General features: G+C 71.2%; 14 protein-coding genes. 3 read left to right on the forward strand and 11 right to left on the reverse strand.

Annotated elements, in window-relative coordinates:
- Nucleotides 1-4: 4 nt before the first annotated feature.
- Nucleotides 5-1,087, forward strand: a complete 1,083-nt coding sequence (disA, locus tag VHA72_RS10145) for a DNA integrity scanning diadenylate cyclase DisA (protein ID WP_325574820.1) — start codon at nucleotides 5-7, stop codon at nucleotides 1,085-1,087.
- Nucleotides 1,088-1,204: 117 nt separating this feature from the next.
- Here disA and VHA72_RS10150 read toward each other — a convergent pair whose 3' ends face one another.
- On the reverse strand, nucleotides 1,205-2,077 hold the full coding sequence (locus VHA72_RS10150) for a hypothetical protein (protein ID WP_325574822.1): 873 nt from the start codon (nucleotides 2,075-2,077) through the stop codon (nucleotides 1,205-1,207).
- 79 nt (nucleotides 2,078-2,156) lie between these two features.
- On the opposite strand from VHA72_RS10150, the gene VHA72_RS10155 reads away from it, so the two are divergent.
- On the forward strand, nucleotides 2,157-3,026 hold the full coding sequence (locus tag VHA72_RS10155; RefSeq protein ID WP_325574824.1) for an HhH-GPD family protein: 870 nt from the start codon (nucleotides 2,157-2,159) through the stop codon (nucleotides 3,024-3,026).
- 32 nt (nucleotides 3,027-3,058) lie between these two features.
- Here VHA72_RS10155 and VHA72_RS10160 read toward each other — a convergent pair whose 3' ends face one another.
- From VHA72_RS10160 to VHA72_RS10205, 10 genes are all read right to left on the reverse strand, one after another.
- Nucleotides 3,059-4,129, reverse strand: a complete 1,071-nt coding sequence (locus VHA72_RS10160; RefSeq protein WP_325574826.1) for an IS110 family RNA-guided transposase — start codon at nucleotides 4,127-4,129, stop codon at nucleotides 3,059-3,061.
- 439 nt (nucleotides 4,130-4,568) lie between these two features.
- Nucleotides 4,569-7,109 carry an ATP-dependent Clp protease ATP-binding subunit gene (locus VHA72_RS10165; RefSeq protein ID WP_325574828.1) on the reverse strand — a complete coding sequence of 847 codons (2,541 nt, stop codon included), beginning with the start codon at nucleotides 7,107-7,109 and terminating at the stop codon, nucleotides 4,569-4,571.
- Between the two features lie 163 nt (nucleotides 7,110-7,272).
- Nucleotides 7,273-7,602, reverse strand: a complete 330-nt coding sequence (locus VHA72_RS10170) for a histone-like nucleoid-structuring protein Lsr2 (RefSeq protein ID WP_325574830.1) — start codon at nucleotides 7,600-7,602, stop codon at nucleotides 7,273-7,275.
- A gap of 79 nt (nucleotides 7,603-7,681) precedes the next feature.
- Nucleotides 7,682-8,464: a type III pantothenate kinase gene (locus VHA72_RS10175; protein WP_325574832.1), complete on the reverse strand. Its 783-nt coding sequence runs from the start codon at nucleotides 8,462-8,464 to the stop codon at nucleotides 7,682-7,684.
- A 3-nt stretch (nucleotides 8,465-8,467) separates the two neighbouring features.
- The gene (gene nadC / locus VHA72_RS10180; RefSeq protein ID WP_325574834.1) at nucleotides 8,468-9,373 is read right to left on the reverse strand and encodes a carboxylating nicotinate-nucleotide diphosphorylase; all 906 of its coding nucleotides are present in this window, start codon (nucleotides 9,371-9,373) and stop codon (nucleotides 8,468-8,470) included.
- Nucleotides 9,370-11,076 (reverse strand): L-aspartate oxidase, encoded by a 1,707-nt coding sequence (locus VHA72_RS10185; RefSeq protein WP_325574836.1) that lies wholly within the window; start codon nucleotides 11,074-11,076, stop codon nucleotides 9,370-9,372. The genes nadC and VHA72_RS10185 overlap by 4 nt, the downstream gene beginning before the upstream one ends.
- A 23-nt stretch (nucleotides 11,077-11,099) precedes the next feature.
- On the reverse strand, nucleotides 11,100-11,516 hold the full coding sequence (gene panD / locus VHA72_RS10190; protein WP_325574838.1) for an aspartate 1-decarboxylase: 417 nt from the start codon (nucleotides 11,514-11,516) through the stop codon (nucleotides 11,100-11,102).
- The gene (panC, locus tag VHA72_RS10195; RefSeq protein ID WP_325574840.1) at nucleotides 11,516-12,364 is read right to left on the reverse strand and encodes a pantoate--beta-alanine ligase; all 849 of its coding nucleotides are present in this window, start codon (nucleotides 12,362-12,364) and stop codon (nucleotides 11,516-11,518) included. The genes panD and panC overlap by 1 nt, the downstream gene beginning before the upstream one ends.
- Nucleotides 12,361-13,272 carry a Rossmann-like and DUF2520 domain-containing protein gene (locus VHA72_RS10200; RefSeq protein WP_325574842.1) on the reverse strand — a complete coding sequence of 304 codons (912 nt, stop codon included), beginning with the start codon at nucleotides 13,270-13,272 and terminating at the stop codon, nucleotides 12,361-12,363. Before VHA72_RS10200 ends, panC begins: the two co-directional genes overlap by 4 nt.
- A 141-nt stretch (nucleotides 13,273-13,413) precedes the next feature.
- Nucleotides 13,414-15,063, reverse strand: a complete 1,650-nt coding sequence (locus VHA72_RS10205) for a hypothetical protein (protein WP_325574844.1) — start codon at nucleotides 15,061-15,063, stop codon at nucleotides 13,414-13,416.
- Between the two features lie 540 nt (nucleotides 15,064-15,603).
- On the opposite strand from VHA72_RS10205, the gene VHA72_RS10210 reads away from it, so the two are divergent.
- Nucleotides 15,604-16,863, forward strand: a complete 1,260-nt coding sequence (locus VHA72_RS10210; RefSeq protein ID WP_325574845.1) for an ISL3 family transposase — start codon at nucleotides 15,604-15,606, stop codon at nucleotides 16,861-16,863.
- Nucleotides 16,864-17,010 lie beyond the last annotated feature (147 nt).

The following is a 17,010-nucleotide window of genomic DNA, read 5'->3' on the forward strand; positions in this document are numbered from 1 at the left end:
GCCCGTGGCCACCGAGCGCCCCGAGGAGTCGCTGCGTCTGCGCGAGACACTGGCGCTGATCGCGCCCGGAACGCCGCTGCGCGATGGCCTCGAGCGGATCTTGCGCGGCCGCACCGGCGCGCTGATCGTGCTGGGCAGCGACAAGAACGTCGATGCCATCTCCACCGGCGGCTTCCAGCTCGACGTGCCGTTCACCTCCACCGGCCTGCGTGAGCTCGCCAAGATGGATGGCGCGATCATCATCGACTCCTCCATCTCGCGGATCATCCGCGCGGCCGTGCACCTGATGCCCGACCACACCATCCCCTCGACGGAGACCGGCACCAGGCACCGCACCGCCGACCGGGTGGCGAAGCAGACCGGGTTCCCGGTCATCTCGGTGTCGCAGTCGATGCAGATCATCGCCGCGTACGTCGGCGAGACCCGGCACGTGCTCGAGGACTCCGGCCAGATCCTCTCTCGGGCCAATCAGGCGCTGGCGACGCTGGAGCGCTACAAGCTGCGCCTCGACGAGGTCGCCGCCACCCTGTCCGCGCTGGAGATCGAGGACCTGGTGACGGTGCGCGACGTGGCGGTGGTCGCGCAGCGGCTGGAGATGGTCACCCGCATCGCCCGCGAGATCGAGGACTACGTGCTCGAGCTCGGCACCGACGGCCGGCTGCTCTCGCTGCAGCTGGAGGAGCTGGTCACCGGCGTCGACGCCGAGCGCGAGCTGGTCATCCGCGACTACCTGCCGCGCGGGCGGCGGGCCAGGAGCCCCGAGGAGCTGCTCGCCCAGCTCGAGGCACTCTCCTCCACCGAGCTGGTCGACCCAGCCTCGACCGCTCGGGTGCTGGGCCTGTCCACCGGCGAGGCGCTCGATGGCGCGGTGGCGCCGCGCGGCTACCGGCTGCTGGCCAAGGTGCCGCGTCTGCCCGGTGCGGTGGTCGATCGGCTGGTCGACCACTTCGGCACCCTGCAGAAGCTGCTGTCCGCCTCGATCGACGACCTGCAGGCGGTCGACGGCGTCGGCGAGCTGCGCGCCCGCTCGGTCCGCGAGGGCCTCTCCCGGCTGGCCGAGTCCACCATCCTCGAGCGCTACGTCTGACCCCACCGTCGAGAGGTCACTTTCGGCCGGTCGAGGAGTCAGTTCTCGCGCGTCGAATGTCCGCCGCCGTGCGGTGGTCGCCCGGATGGCGCCGTCGGCTGTGAAGGCCGGTGGCGCTCAGTCGACGATCGGCTGCTTCTTCTTGTGCTTGTGCTTCTTCGGCTGGGCCGGTGAGCTCGGGCCGCCGGCGGTCGGGGTCGCACCGGGGGTCGTCGCGGCCCCGGCGGGCGTCCCGGCTGGTGCGCTGGCTCCGGTCGCGGGCCCGGTCGTGCTGGTCGTCGGGCTGGCCGGGGTCGCCGGTGCGACCGAGCCCGGCTGGCCCAGTGCGAACGCCGCCTGCGACGGCTCGCCGCCGAGCGCAACCGCCGTGACCTGGTAGTCGCCCGGCTTCGACCAGGCCGTGTGCGTCGAGCAGTCGTCGTCCGCACGCCGGGCCGACCAGTCCACCTCGACCGTGGTCGGGGTGTCCCGATAGACGACCACGTCGCTGGTCGGGACCGCCTTCGGGCACTGCACCGTCGACCAGACGGCCGCGCCCGACGCCCTGGTGATCTTCACCTGCACCGTCTTGTGGGAGACCTGCCAGGTGCAGGCCGGCGTCTTCGCGGTCTGCAGCGTCAGTACGACCGGCACCGGCGTGCCGGCGGCCGCCCCGGTGACCGAGGGCACGACGGTGACGTCGCTGGCGGCACACGGGCCCGAGGGGATGGGCGGTGCGGTCGGGGTCGGCGTGCCGCTCGGGGTGGGCGCTGCGGTCGGCGTGGATCCGACGGTGGGGTCGGGCGTCGGGTCCGGAGTGACGCTCGGCGAGGCGGGCGAGGACTGGGGATGGGTCAGGTTGGCGGTCGGGGCGGCCTTGGGCGCCGTACCCCCGCCATGGCCGAAGACCTTCAGCGCCACCGCGACGATGACGAGCACCACGGTGATCGCGATGAGCCGCCGCCGCCAGTAGACCGAGGACGGGAGCGGGCCACGGGTCATCGCTGGCATGGGGCCACCGTAATGAGCGCGGGCCGCCCGATCGGGGTGCCACACCGCGCCGGGACCGACCGGGCTTAGCATCGGCGCGATGAGCGCCCTGCACATGCCCCTCCTGCGCTGGTACGACGAGCATGCCCGCGACCTGCCGTGGCGCGCCACCACCGCCTCACCGTGGTCGGTGCTGGTGAGCGAGTTCATGCTGCAGCAGACGCCCGTCTCGCGCGTGCTGCCGGTGCACGAGGCGTGGCTGACCCGCTGGCCGACCCCGGCGGCGCTGGCTGCCGAGCCGACCGGGGAAGCGGTCCGGGCCTGGGGCCGGCTGGGCTACCCGCGGCGTGCGCTGCGGCTGCACGCGGCCGCGACGGCCATCGTGGAGCGGCACGACGGACGGGTGCCCGACTCCTACGACGACCTGCTCGCGCTGCCCGGCGTGGGCGACTACACCGCCGCGGCGGTGGCGGCGTTCGCGTTCGGCCAGCGCCAGGTCGTGCTGGACACCAACGTGCGCCGGGTGCTGGCCCGCGCCATCGGCGGCGAGCAGCTGCCCCGACCGTCGGTGACCCGGGCCGAGCGGGACCGCGCCCTGGCGGTGCTGCCCGCCGACGAGCCCACCGCCGCGACCTGGTCGGTGGCGGTGATGGAGCTGGGCGCGCTGGTGTGCACCGCGACCGACCCACACTGTGCCGCCTGCCCGGTCCTCGAGCAGTGCGCCTGGGCGGCAGCCGGCCGACCGGCCTACGCCGGGCCGGCGCGCAAGGTGCAAACCTGGGCCGGGACCGATCGACAGTGCCGCGGGCGGCTGCTCGCCGTACTCCGCGATGCGGAGGGCCCGGTGCACCGCACCGCCCTGGAGGCGGCCTGGTCCGATGTCGCCCAGCGCGAGCGTGCCCTCGCCGGATTGCTCGCCGACGGGCTGGCCGCCCAGGTCGGCCCGGACACGTTCGCCCTGCCCGGCTGAGCGCCCCGCCAAAGTGACGCTCCTATGTTCCGTCAAGAGGTAGCTGGGGCTCGTTCGAGGAGTCGGTAGAGGTCGCGGGCGATGTAGCGCTTGAGGCAGCGGCGGATCTCGCGGGTGGTCTTGCCTTGGCTGGTGCGTCGTTGGGCGTAGTCGCGGCTGGGTTGGTGGCCGCGTAGCCGGGTCAAGGCGATGGTGTGCAGGGCGGCGTTGAGTTGGCGATCGCCGTAGCGGTTGAGCCGGTGACGGGTAGTGACTTGGCCGCTGTTGGCTGGGATCGGTGCGACTCCGGCGAGCATGGCGAAGGCGGCCTCAGAGTGGATGCGGCCGGGGTGGGACCAGGCGCACAGCACGGTCGCGGCCACGATCGGTCCCACGCCGTACTGGGCCAGCAGATCGGGCCGCCAGGAGCGCACGATCGCCAAGATCGCCTTCTCGTGGACGGCGGCTTCGGCAGCCAGGGCTTGTGCCCGGCGCGCCAGGGCCCGCAGGACCGTGACGGTCGTGGTGGTCTCGGTGTCCCACGATGGGTGGGTGCGGAGCTGGGCTGCGGCAGCGATGACCGTGGGGAGGTTCTGGTCGCGGAACCGTGTTCGGATCGGTTCGGGTGCGGCGATGAGCAGGCCGAAGACCTGTCGTTGGGCATCGCCGGCGCCCTGGACTGCGGAGCGGCGGGCGGCGAGCAGCACCGCGACTGCTTGCCGGTCCCCGGTGTGGCGGGGTGTGCCCAGCCGGGGTCGGGCGAGTGCTTCGCGGGCGGCACGGATCGCGTCGAGGGGATCGGACTTCGCGCCGTTGCGGCGGTGGGCGCGTTCGGGGCGGTCGAGCTCGATCACGACCTCGTCGCGCTCGAGCAGGTGCCGGGTCAGGCCGGCGCCGTGGCTGCCGGTTCCTTCCAGCGCCCAGGCCCGCAGGCCGGAGTGCTGGTCGGCGAAGGCGACCAGCTCGGCGTAGCCGAGCGCTGTTGACTCGATGGTGATCTGGTCGAGGACGGCACCGGTGTGGGCATCAACCACGGCGGCGGCGTGGGTGGCGACGTGGGTGTCGACGCCGATGACGACGTCGACCACCTCGCCCAGATGGGTCAGATCGGTCAGACTGGTCACTGCATTCTCCTTTTGCCGGAGGGATGTGGTTTCCGGTCCGGGAGGAGAGTCGGCAGGACTGTGATGAGACACAACAGGCGGCGTTAACGCTTGTTGGTCAAGCTCCTGATCAGGCCAGCTACTCCGACCGGGCCGGGCCGGCAGCCACCAGCAGACAAGTCACTTAGAAGGCATCAAGCCAGTCACCGATGGGGTCATGCTGAGAGCCGCCAGCCCACAGCCCAGCACCATCAGGCTGCGAACACGAGACTCACAGTCACCGTGATAGTTCGCGCCGAAAGTGACAGCTCGCAAGTGTCACTCCCGACGCAAAGTGTCACGGTGACACTATGGGTGGCCGCGGTGGCCGCGGTGGCAGCGGCGGCTCGGCTGGCTGGTGGCGGCACCATGACGCGCCGACGCCCCGCGGGAGAACCCACGGGGCGCCAACGTCGGCGGATCACTCGGAGGCGACGTCACCCGGCTCGTCGCCGGATGCGCCGGCGGTCTCCAGCGGCGGTACGTCCGGCAGCGCCGAGACCTTCTGGCCCTTGAACGTGAAGCCCGCGCTCGGGCCCTCGCCCTCGACGTCGACCAGCACGATCTGGCCGGGTCCGACCTCGCCGTAGAGCATCTTCTCGGCCAGGACGTCCTCGATCTCGCGCTGGACCGTGCGCCGCAGCGGCCGGGCGCCCAGCACCGGGTCGAAGCCGCGCTCGGCGAGCAGCTTCTTCGCCGCCGGGGTCAGCTCGATGCCCATGTCGCGGTCCTTGAGGCGGGTCTCCACCGCGGCGACCATGTTGTCAACCATCGCGATGATCTGCTCCTGCGAGAGCGGCGGGAACACGATGACCTCGTCGACACGGTTGAGGAACTCCGGGCGGAAGTGCTGCTTGAGCTCCTCCGACACCTTCGACTTCATCCGCTCGTAGGAACCGGCCGCGTCGCCCGCCTGGCTGAAGCCCAGGTGGACCGACTTGGCGATATCGCGGGTGCCGAGGTTGGTCGTCATGATGATGACGGTGTTCTTGAAGTCCACGACCCGGCCCTGGGAATCGGTCAGGCGACCTTCCTCCAGGATCTGCAACAGGCTGTTGAAGATATCGGGGTGGGCCTTCTCGACCTCGTCGAACAGCACCACCGAGAACGGCTTGCGACGCACCTTCTCGGTGAGCTGGCCGCCCTCCTCGTAACCGACATATCCCGGCGGCGAGCCGAACAGCCGCGAGACGGTGTGCTTCTCGCCGAACTCCGACATGTCGAGCTGGATCAGGGCGTCCTCGTCACCGAAGAGGAACTCGGCCAGCGTCTTGGACAGCCAGGTCTTGCCGACGCCCGAGGGGCCGGCGAAGATGAACGACCCGCCGGGCCGCTTCGGGTCCTTGAGCCCCGCACGAGTACGACGGATCGCCCGGGAGAGTGCCTTGACGGCCTCGTCCTGACCGATGACGCGCTTGTGCAGCTCGTCCTCCATCTTCAGCAGCCGGGTGGACTCCTCCTCCGACAGCTTCACGATCGGAATGCCGGTCGCGACCGCCAGCACCTCCGCGATCAGCTCTTCGTCGACCTCGGCGACCTCGTCCATGTCGCCGGAGCGCCAGGCCTTCTCCCGCTCGGCCTTCTTGAGCTGGAGCTGCTTCTCCTCGTCGCGCAGGCGCGCGGCCGCCTCGAAGTCCTGCCCGTCGATCGCGGCCTCCTTGCGCTGCCGCACGTCGGCGATCTTGTCGTCGTACTCGCGCAGGTCGGCCGGCGCCGTCATCCGCCGGATCCGCAGCCGCGAGCCGGCCTCGTCGATCAGGTCGATGGCCTTGTCGGGCAGGAACCGGTCGGAGATGTAGCGGTCGGCCAGCGTCGCCGCCGAGACCAGCGCCTCGTCGGTGATGGTGACGCGGTGGTGCGCCTCGTAGCGGTCGCGCAGGCCCTTGAGCATCAGGATCGTGTCGCTGATCGAGGGCTCGGGCACCTGGATCGGCTGGAAGCGGCGCTCCAGCGCGGCGTCCTTCTCCAGATACTTGCGGTACTCGTCCAGCGTGGTCGCGCCGATGGTCTGCAGCTCACCGCGGGCCAGCATCGGCTTGAGGATGCTGGCGGCGTCGATCGCGCCCTCGGCCGCACCGGCGCCGACGAGGGTGTGGATCTCGTCGATGAACAGCACGATGTCGCCGCGGGTCTTGATCTCCTTGAGCACCTTCTTCAGGCGCTCCTCGAAGTCACCGCGATAGCGCGACCCGGCGACCAGGGCCCCCAGGTCGAGGGTGTAGATCTGCTTGTCCTTGAGCGTCTCGGGGACGTTGCCCTTGACGATGTCCTGGGCCAGGCCCTCCACGATCGTCGTCTTGCCGACGCCCGGCTCGCCGATCAGCACCGGGTTGTTCTTGGTACGCCGCGAGAGCACCTGCATCACGCGCTCGATCTGCTGCTCGCGCCCGATGACCGGGTCGAGCTTGCCCTCTCTGGCGTCCTGGGTGAGGTTGCGGCCGAACTGGTCGAGCACCAGCGACGAGGACGGCGCCTCCGAGCCGGCACCCGCGGTCGCGGCCGCGGTCTGGCCCGATTCCTTGCCCTGGAATCCGGACAGCAGCTGGATGACCTGCTGGCGGACCCGGTTGAGGTCGGCGCCCAGCTTCTGCAGCACCTGGGCCGCCACGCCCTCGCCCTCACGGATCAGGCCGAGCAGGATGTGCTCGGTGCCGATGTAGGAGTGGCCCAGCTGCAGCGCCTCGCGCAGGGACAGCTCGAGCACCTTCTTGGCGCGCGGGGTGAAGGGAATGTGGCCCGAGGGTGCCTGCTGGCCCTGGCCGATGATCTCCTCGACCTGAGCACGCACGGCCTCCAGCGAGATGTCGAGCGACTCCAGCGCCTTGGCGGCGACGCCCTCGCCCTCGTGGATGAGGCCGAGCAGGATGTGCTCGGTGCCGATGTAGTTGTGGGAGAGCATGCGGGCCTCTTCCTGGGCCAGCACGACCACCCGGCGAGCTCGGTCTGTGAACCGCTCGAACATGCGCATCGCTCCTCAGCTTCGGGGTGGACCCGCTCGCGAGAGCCGGGTCCGTCAGGTTCTTCAACCCCACTCACAGCCTACGCGTTCCGGGTGAGCACCGGATTTCCGTGCGCTGAGAGCGAACAGGCCCGCCCCGGGCGGGGCGGGCCTGTCCTGCGGAGCGTCAGTTGGCGGCGTCGAAGGCCTGCCGTACGTCGGCGGGGATCCGGCCCCGGTCGGGCACCGTGTACCCGTTCGCCCGGGCCCAGTCGCGGATCTCCTTGGCGGAGGTGCCGCCGGTGCTGGCGGCCGTGCGACGCCCGCGGCGGGCCTGCGCGCCCGCCACCTTGCGGCCGTGTCCGACATAGGGCGCGAGCGCTTCGCGCAGCTTGTCGGCGTTCGCGTCGTTGAGGTCGATCTCGTAATGGGTGCCGTCCAGCGCGAACGTCACGGTCTGAGTTGCCTCACCGCCGTCGATATCGTCCTCGAGAACGATGTGAACCTTCTGCGCCATGCGAAATTCCTCGCTTTACGAAATTGGATCCGGCATGACTATGAAAGCACAACTTGAATGTTGTGGCCATATCGGCCGGTCAGCAATTGCGGCGAAATACCAGAGCGAGCCCCGACAACGTGAGCCAGGGTGCCCGGTCGGTGAAACAGGAGCATTCCTCCACGACCAGGTCGGCAAGATATCCGGTGGCGACGACATGCACGTCCGCGGGCGCGGCGCCGAGTTCGGCGATCATCCGCGCGACGATCCCCTCGACCTGGGCGGCCATCCCGAAGACCATGCCGGACTGCAGCGCCTCGACGGTGTTCTTGGCGATCACCGTGCGCGGCCGGGCCAGCTCCACCTTGCGCAGCTGGGCGCCGCGGCGGCCCAGCGCCTCCAGCGAGATCTCCAGGCCGGGCGCGATCGCGCCGCCGACGTACTGCCCGGCGGCGGAGACCACGTCGAAGGTGGTCGCGGTGCCGCCGAAGTCGACCACGATCGCAGGGCCGCCGTAGATCGTCGCCGCGGCCAGCGCGTTGGCGATCCGGTCGGTGCCGACCTCGCGCGGGTTGTCCATCAGGATCGGCACGCCGGTGCGCACGCCCGGCTCGACCACCACCGACGGTACCGAGCCGAAGTGCCGGGTGAGCATGTCGCGCCACTCGTGCAGCACCGCCGGCACGGTGGCGCACACCGCGATGCCGTCGAGCTCGTCCAGCCGCTCGCCGAGCAGGCCGCGCAGCAGGATCGGCCACTCGTCGGCGGTGCGCCGCGCGTCGGTCATCACCCGCCAGTCGGCGACGACCCGCGGCGCACCGTCGGACTCCTCGACCAGCCCCAGCAGGGTGTGCGAGTTGCCGATGTCGACGCACAGCAGCATCGCCTAGCCCTCCCGCAGGTCCAGGCCGATGTCGAAGACGGTGACCGAATGGGTGAGCGCGCCGACCGAGATCCAGTCCACGCCGGTCTCGGCCACGGCGCGGGCCCGCTCCAGGGTGAGCCCGCCGGAGGCCTCCAGCACCGCCCGCCCGGCGTTGAGGGCGACGGCCTCACGCAGCGTCTCGGGGCCCATGTTGTCCAGCAGCACGTGGCCACAGCCGGCGTCGAGCAGCTCGCGGAGCTGGTCGAGGCTGTCCACCTCGACCTCGACCGGCAGATCCGGGAACCGTTCGCGCACCGCCCGGTAGGCCGGCACGACTCCCCCGGCCGCGACCACGTGGTTGTCCTTCACCAGCGCCATGTCCGCGAGCGAGAAGCGGTGGTTGTGGCCGCCGCCGCAGCGCACGGCGTACTTCTGCAGCGCGCGGTACGTCGGCAGCGTCTTGCGGGTGTCGAGCACCGTGGCGCCGGTCCCCGCCAGGGCCGCCACCCACTGCGCGGTGGCGGTGGCGATTCCGGAGAGATGGGTGGCGTAGTTGAGCGCGGTCCGCTCGGCGGTGAGCAGGCCGCGGGTGGGGCCGGCGACGGTCATCACCACGTCGCCGGGGGCGACCGGGGTGCCGTCGGGAACGCGGTCGGTCACCTTCACCCGGTCGCCGAGGACGTAGTGGAAGACCAGCGCCGCGACGCCCAGCCCGGCGATCACACCCTCCTGGCGAGCGGCGAAGACGCCGATGCCGGTCGCGTCGGCCGGAACGGTGGCGACCGAGGTGGCGTCCTGGTCGCCGGGCTCGGGCAGGTCCTCGCGGATGGCCAGCGCCACCGCGTCGTAGATCTGGCGCGGGTCCAGCCCGGCGGTGGCGAGCTCGTCGCGCAGCTCGGCGGGGATCTCGTCGTACGGCGTCGTCATCGTGCTCCGTCCGTGGCAGGAGAGGCGGTGAAGCCCACGGTGCTGGCGCCGTCGGCCAGGACGGCGTCGCAGTGGCCCGCCCAGTGGGCGTCGTCGCGCTCGGGGAAGTCCTCGCGCCAGTGCGAGCCGCGGGTCTCCTCGCGCAGCAGCGCGGCCTGCGCCAGCGCGAGCGAGACGGTCAGCACGTTGGTGGTCTCCCAGGCGGCCGGGTCGATCTTCTCGGCCTCGGTCACGGCCAGCTTGCCGAGCAGCTCGACCGCCTCGGCGAGGCCGTCGGCGTTGCGGAGCACCCCGGCTCGCGAAGTCATGACCTCCTGGATCTCGCTCAGCGCGGCCCCGGGCACCAGCCCGCGGGCACCGTCGTGCCGCACCGGCTCGCCCAGCGGCCGCAGCTCGCCGGGCAGCACCGCGGCGATCCGTCGGGAGAAGACCAGGCCCTCGAGCAGTGAGTTGGAGGCCAGCCGGTTGGCGCCGTGGACGCCGGAGCACGCCACCTCGCCGGTCGCGTACAGGCCGGGGACCGAGGAGCGACCCCACAGGTCGGTGTGCACCCCGCCGGAGGCGTAGTGGCAGGCCGGCGCGACCGGGATCAGCTCGGTGACCGGATCGACGCCGTGCGCGCGGCACGATGCCAGAATGGTGGGGAAGCGGCGCTGCCAGTATCTCGATACGACGGCTCGTTCCTCGCCGTCGACGCGATCACCGACCTCGGAGCTGACCGCGTCGAGACCGAGGTGGCGCGCGTCGAGCCACATGTTCGGCCGCCCGGTCGCCAGCATCCGCTTCATGATCGCCTTGGAGACGATGTCGCGCGGGGCGAGGTCGGCGAGCTCGTGCACGCCCTGCATGAAGCGGTTGCCCTCCCAATCGACCAGGAAGGCGCCCTCGCCGCGGACCGCCTCGGAGATCAGCGGCTGCTGACCGCGTGAGTCCGCCCCCAGGTACATCACGGTGGGGTGGAACTGCACGAACTCCAGATCGCGCAGCCGCGCCCCGGCCCGCAGCGCGATCGCCATCCCGTCGGCGGTGCTCACCGCCGGGTTGGTGGTCTGGGAGAACACCTGCCCCAGGCCGCCGCTGGCGAGTACCACCGCCCGCGCCCGCACCAGCCCCACTCCGTCGGCATCGCCCTCCCCCATCACGTGGATGGTCAGGCCGGCCACGCCGCCGTCCGCGGCGGTGACCAGGTCGACGACCATGGCGTGCTCGAAGACCATGATCTCGGGGGCGCGCTTGACCGCCTCGATCAGCGCGCGCTGGATCTCGGCGCCGGTCGCGTCGCCGTTCGCGTGCGCGATCCGGTCGCGGTGGTGGCCGCCCTCGCGGGTGAGCGAGAGGTTGCCGGCCGGGTCCTTGTCGAAGTTCGCGCCCCACTCGATCAGCTCGCGGACCGCGTCCGGGCCCTCGGTGACCAGCACGCGTACGGCGGCCGGGTCACAGGCGCCCGCCCCCGCGACGAGAGTGTCGTGCTCGTGCTGCTCGGGGGTGTCCTCCGGGCCGAGTGCGGCGGCGATGCCGCCTTGGGCCCACTGGGTCGAGCCGGCGGCGAGCACGTCCTTGGTGACCACCGCGATCCGTTCTACCTGGCCGCGCAGCCGCAGCGCCGCGGTCAGCCCGGCGATGCCGGAGCCGACCACGATGACGTCGGCCCACTCCGTCCACCCCGGGTCACGGGAGGAGAGCAGGCCGGGCAGCGCGTTCATGGCGGGAGGCTAGCGCGGCCGGGTCAGGCGCTGACCAGGTCCCCGCGCTGCAGGCCGTGACCGGCCGGTACGTCGGCGGGGTCGCTGCCCAGCGTGACCACCTTGTTGTCGGCGTCGACGAAGACGACGTGCGGCTCCAGCTCGCGCGCCTCCTCGGTGGTCAGCTGCGCGTAGGCGATCAGGATGACGATGTCGCCGGGATGGACCAGATGCGCTGCGGCACCGTTGATGCCGATCACGCCCGAGCCCCGCTCGCCGGCGATCGTGTAGGTCTCCAGCCGGGCACCGTTGGTCACGTCGACGATGTGCACCAACTCGCCGGGCAGGATGTCGGCGGCCTCCAGCAGGTCCTCGTCGATCGTCACCGAGCCGACGTAGTGCAGGTCGGCCTGGGTCACCGTCGCGCGGTGGATCTTGGACTTCATCATCGTGCGCAGCATCAGTCGATCACCAGCTCCATGTTGTCGATGAGCCGGGTCGTGCCGACCTTCGCGGCCACGAGGATGCGGCCCTCGGTGCCGGGCTCGGGGTAGTCGGGCAGCTCGCCGAGGTCGGCGGAGCGCAGCGCGAGGTAGTCCAGGTCGAGGCCGGGCTCGGCCTGCAGCACCCTCATCGCCGCCCAGCGCGCCGCGGGGACGCCGTACGCCACCCGCTCCTGCGCGGCCCGCAGGGCACGGCTGAGGGTGGCCGCCACCGCGCGCTCCTGCTCGGAGAGGTAGCGGTTGCGACTGGACAGCGCCAGACCGTCCGGCTCGCGCCGGGTCGGCGCGCCCACGACCTCCACGCCCATGCACAGGTCCGCGACCATCCGGCGGACGAGCGCCAGCTGCTGGTAGTCCTTCTCGCCGAAGACGGCGACGTCGGGGCGGACCAGGCCGAAGAGCTTGGCCACCACCGTCAGTACGCCGCGGAAGTGCCCGGGGCGGGTCGCACCCTCGAGGATCTCGGCGAGCGGGCCAGGCTCTACGGTGACCTGCGGGTCACCGCCGGGATAGACCTCGTCCACGCCGGGTGCGAACACCACGTCCACGCCCTCCCGCTCGGCGATCGCCAGGTCGGCCTCGAGGGTGCGCGGGTAGCGGTCCAGGTCCTCGCCGGCGCCGAACTGCAGCGGGTTGACGAAGATCGAGACGACCAGCCGGCCCTCACCGCCGACCTGGCCGCGCGCGACCCGCATCAGCGAGGCGTGGCCCTCGTGCAGCGCGCCCATGGTGGGCACGAAGGCGACCCGGCCGCCCGACTTCAGCAGCGCGGCCAGCTCGGCGCGGGTGCCGGCGACCTCGGTCATCGGCCGGCCCGGCGGGCGGCGTGGGTGGCACGGGGCGCGGCGTAGCGCTCGAGCAGCCGGCTGAGCTTGAGCGCGCGCAACGGCACCAGGCGGCCGTCGGCCAGCGCCCGGTCGAGGGTGGCGCGCGCCAGCGCGAGGTAGGAGTCGAGGCTCTGCGGAGCGTTCGCGACCAGGTCGTCGAGATGGGCGGCCACGGTGCCCACGTCACCGCGCACGATCGGACCGGTCAGGGCGGCGTCGCCTTGCTCCAGCGCGTTGTCGAGGGCGGCGGTGAGCAGCGGCCGCAGCGTGCCGGCCGGGTCGGTGGCGCCGGCCGCGGAGAGGATCTCCATCGCCTCGGTCACCAGCGTGACGAGGTGGTTGGCGCCGTGTGCCAGGCCGGCGTGATACAGCGTACGCATCTCCTCGGGCACCCACATCGCACGACCGCCCAGGTCCGCGACCAGCGACTCGGCGAACGCCCGATCCGACGGGCCCGCGGTCAGGCCGAAGACACAGCCGGCCAGACGCTCGAGGTCCACGGCGGTGCCGGTGAACGTCATCGCCGCGTGCAGCGCCACCGGACGCGCGCCCCGGGCCGCGGCGGGCGCGAGCACGGCGAGGCCGTGCCGGCCCGAGGTGTGCACGACGTACTGCCCCGCGCGCAGCGCGCCCGCGTCGGCGAGCGTGGTGACGACGTTGTCGAGCATGTCGTCGGGGACGGTCAGCAGCAGGACGTCACAGCCGCGGGCGACGGCGGTCGGCTTGGCGACGGGCACGTCGGGGAGAAGCGCGGCGATGCGGCCGCGGGAGGCGTCCGACTCGCCGGCGACGGCCACGATCTCGTGACCCGCGGACCGCAGGGCGGCGGCCAGGACAGCGCCGACGCGTCCAGCGCCGACGACGCCCACCCGGAGGTGGTGGAACATGGGCGACCTTTCGTTCCAGTCCCTCCGACCACCTCCACTGCTGGAGGCCGGGGTGGGTACCGGACGGTGTGCTCACGACAGATGCGGTTCCACGGTACGCCCGGGGCCACGGGCGCGGAACCTCAGCGATTATGGCGTGGCTCACAGCCGGGCAACTCGCTGAGTTATGGCGACCATGCCGGCCAGCAGCAGGCCCGCGCTGGCCGCCGGCAGCTGGGGCTCGGCCGAGTCGGAAGGTGGGGGATCCAGCGCCTCTAGGTCCCCGTCAACCTTCGTGCCGTTGCGCAGAATCGCGGCCCGCATCTCGACGGCACGCTGGTTGGCCCACAGGCGCACGTCCTCAGGCAGGCCATACGATGGCTCCGGCTCGGCCCCGTGAAGCCATTCGATGAGGGTGGCGGCTGACCCCACCCGACGTAGCACCAGCTCGCGGACGACGTGGAGTTCGTCATACGAGCGTGCCGAGCCGTGGGCAATGACGACCTCGTCAGCCGCAGGCATCTGGATCGACAACGACGGCAGCAGGGCGATGAGATCCTCGCTCCCGCCTGCTGCGAGGTGCTTCTCCCACGCCGCAAGGGCCTGATCGAGAGGTGGCCTCACGACCGTCCGAGCAGGTGCCCGTCTCCACCAGCGACGACGGTCCGCCGAGCGAGCAGGCCCGATCGCCGGAGCCTTGGGACGAGGAGCGCGCAGGTCCGGTGCCTTCCCAAGCGCGGGGGCATGCGACAGCGTGGCCCGCTTGGCGACGATCGAGACCGCCGCAATGACCTTCGGAGCGCTCAGCAGCAGCGGCCCCTGGGCGCTGGGATCCGCCGCCGTAGGGACGTCGGGGAGCGGCCCATCGTGGCGCGGTGGGAGCAGCCAGTCGAGTTCGCCGACCACTCGCACCCCGAGCGCCTGGAGCTCGTCCCAGTCACGACGGGTGATGTCCTCAAGCTGGGCATACCGGCCCGGGGAGACCTGCGGCCTGCCCTCGGCGTGCTCGGTCTCGAACGGTTTGAGGGCCGCCTTCACGCCGAAGCGGATGTAGTGCCGCAGCGCGGCGTCGGACCAGCCGCGTGCGTTGAACTCCAGATTGGCTCGGCGGATCATCTCAGCCTCGGCCCACGACAGCGAGCGGTTCTGGTAGCGCGCGTGGTCGCCGACCTTGAGGAAGCCGTCGGGGAGGCCGGTCAGTCGCTCCATGACCCGCAGCAGCCAACCGCGATCCGACTCGTCGACCACCACGACCGTGACCCGGTCAGGGCCAACGACCTCGGCCCACTGACGAGTGAGGCTGGCGAAGCCGAAGCGCTGCCAGAACTGCGCCGTCGGTGAGTTGAGGGGCCATCCGACATAGCGAGGCCACGGCTTGTCGTAGCCGTTGACCACATGTTGTTGCCAGATCGACGGCAGCACCTTGTCGTAGCGACGGATCATCCGCACGATCTGCACGCGCTCGGGATCCAGATCGTCCCGCAGCCTGGCAATCCGATCCGCGGAGGCATGGACCAGGGATTCTGAGCTGATGAGCGTGCGGTCGTCGCCGTACGACCGGATCTCCTCGACCAGGTTGGCCCACTCACGCGGGTCGACCTCGCCAGTGCCTCGATGACCTGCCGACCCCGTCAGCGCCAGCGCCGGGCGATAGACCTGCCACTTCTGCCCGGGATAGTGAAGGCCGTATGCCCCGAGTCGATCGCGAGCGTCGGCGAATGCTCCCTGGATAGCAGTCGTCCCAGTCTTGTGCGGACCGATGTGGACGATCCGACTCCGCTCGGGAAGCAGTAGGTCGTCGAGCCCGGACATGGCGGGGACCTTACAACGCCGGCATGAGCCGATGCTGTGCCTGCGTCACTCATGCTCGGCCCGCGGACGCAACGCGACGTGTGTAGACGGTGGTGAGGCCACGCCGATATCGACGTGCTGCCCTACCAGCGAGGTGGGCCGGGCCTGCTGCGCCGCGGCCCCGGGATGGTGAGCCCTGGACGAGGTCGTCACCGCACACCTCCCGAAGAAGATCGCTGCCGTACGACCCGAGTCGCCACGCCTGCCCCGCAACCTGGCGCCGCACAGCGAACCTGACCTACCGACATTCAGCGGGGAGCCTCTTTACATTCCATTAACCGGCTCTTCGCACCTGCGGTGGGGCTGGGTGTGAGCGACTCGCGGAGTGAGTTGACCGGGTAGTGGGGTCGAGGCCTTCCAAGATCTGGAGCGACCAAGCATCCCGACCGGAAGGCCTCGACGGTGTCGCAGCCTACGGCGTGCGCTGCTGCGCGCTCTGATTCTTGCTACTGCTCCCGCTGTGATCTGCTCGTCGGCCTGGACGGCGTCCACGTCCTCGACGTGACCGAGCACGACGGTAGACGCGGGCCGTTCTTGCGGGTCGTGGTCGAGTCGCCCGCGAGGGTCGAGGCCTGCCGCGCCTGTGGTGTGGTCGCGCGCAGCCACGGCCGACGCGACGTCCGGTTGGTCGACGTGCCCTGCTTCGGGCGGCCCGTCGAGCTGGTCTGGCGCAAGCGGACCTGGCGATGCGCAGAGCCGGGCTGCTCGGCGGGCACGTTCACCGAGCAGAACGAACAGATCGCCGCACCGCGGGCCCTGTTGACTAGGCGGGCGTGTTGGTGGGCCATCGCCCAGTTGCGTCGCGAGCATGCCTCGGTCGCCGGTCTGGCCCGCCAGCTCGGCACCGCGTGGCGCACGGTGTGGACCTCGATCAAGCCCCTCCTCGACGCACTGGCTGCCGACGAGGCCCGCTTCGAGGGCGTGAAGAGCCTGGGGGTCGACGAACACGTGTGGCATCACGTCTCCGAGAAGCCCGTCGAGGCCGGTGGCCGGGGCCCGAAGATGCTGACCGGGATGGTCGACCTCACTCGTGACCAGCAAGTACGGGTCCGGGCGCGGCTGCTCGACCTCGTCCCCGGCCGCACGGGTGCCGCCTACAGCGACTGGCTCAAGGCCCGTAACGACGCCTTCCGCGCAGGCGTCACGGTGGCGACCCTGGACCCTTTCCACGGCTACAAGAACGCGATCGATGACCAACTCGAAGACGCCGTCGCCGTGCTCGACGCCTTCCACGTGACCAAGCTCGGCGCCGACGCCGTCGACGGTGTCCGTCGCCGCGTGCAGCAGACCATCCACGGGCATCGTGGCCGCAAGGGCGACCCGCTCTACGGGATCCAGATGATCCTGCGCTGCGGCCAAGAGCGGCTCACCGACAAACAGCAGGCCCGTCTGGACAAGGCCATCGCCGCGGACGAGCGCCACGACGAGGTCTACATCGCCTGGCAGGCCGCCCAACAACTCCGCGCCGCCTACCGAGCCGAGAACCTGGCCGAGGGCCGCCGCATCGCCGAAAAGGTCCTCGCCTCCTTCCCGACCTGTCCCATCCCCGAGATCCGACGACTCGGCCGCACCCTGAAGCAGTGGCGTGCCGCGTTCCTGGCCTACTTCGACACCGGCCGCGCCAGCAACGGCGGCACGGAAGCAGTCAACGGCCTCATCGAGCTCCACCGCCGCATCGCCCGCGGCTTCCGCAACCGCGACAACTACCGCCTACGCATGCTCCTCATCGGCGGCGGACTCGACCCAGTCAGACCCACCTGAGGTACGAAGAGCCGGATAACGGGCGCACGGGTCCAGTCGTCGAGGCGCCCGTCACGGCGCTGACCGATCGGCCACGCTCCCGCGGGCGGCCAGCGACACCGAGTACAGCGGCCGGTCCAGGACCTCGATGTAGGTGCGGCCGACGTA

Origin of the sequence: Nocardioides sp., from assembly GCF_035547795.1 — a bacterium.
GTDB lineage: Bacteria > Actinomycetota > Actinomycetes > Propionibacteriales > Nocardioidaceae > Nocardioides.

What these genes read in the sequence shown, in the direction of transcription:
- VHA72_RS10175 (WP_325574832.1), bottom strand. Translation starts at nt 8,464, where the DNA reads ATGCTGCTGTGCGTCGACATCGGCAACTCGCACACCCTGCTGGGGCTG.
- VHA72_RS10165 (WP_325574828.1), bottom strand. Translation starts at nt 7,109, where the DNA reads ATGTTCGAGCGGTTCACAGACCGAGCTCGCCGGGTGGTCGTGCTGGCC.
- panD (WP_325574838.1), bottom strand. Translation starts at nt 11,516, where the DNA reads ATGCTGCGCACGATGATGAAGTCCAAGATCCACCGCGCGACGGTGACC.
- VHA72_RS10155 (WP_325574824.1), top strand. Translation starts at nt 2,157, where the DNA reads ATGAGCGCCCTGCACATGCCCCTCCTGCGCTGGTACGACGAGCATGCC.
- VHA72_RS10205 (WP_325574844.1), bottom strand. Translation starts at nt 15,063, where the DNA reads ATGTCCGGGCTCGACGACCTACTGCTTCCCGAGCGGAGTCGGATCGTC.
- panC (WP_325574840.1), bottom strand. Translation starts at nt 12,364, where the DNA reads ATGACCGAGGTCGCCGGCACCCGCGCCGAGCTGGCCGCGCTGCTGAAG.
- VHA72_RS10200 (WP_325574842.1), bottom strand. Translation starts at nt 13,272, where the DNA reads ATGTTCCACCACCTCCGGGTGGGCGTCGTCGGCGCTGGACGCGTCGGC.
- nadC (WP_325574834.1), bottom strand. Translation starts at nt 9,373, where the DNA reads ATGACGACGCCGTACGACGAGATCCCCGCCGAGCTGCGCGACGAGCTC.
- VHA72_RS10150 (WP_325574822.1), bottom strand. Translation starts at nt 2,077, where the DNA reads ATGCCAGCGATGACCCGTGGCCCGCTCCCGTCCTCGGTCTACTGGCGG.
- VHA72_RS10185 (WP_325574836.1), bottom strand. Translation starts at nt 11,076, where the DNA reads ATGAACGCGCTGCCCGGCCTGCTCTCCTCCCGTGACCCGGGGTGGACG.
- VHA72_RS10170 (WP_325574830.1), bottom strand. Translation starts at nt 7,602, where the DNA reads ATGGCGCAGAAGGTTCACATCGTTCTCGAGGACGATATCGACGGCGGT.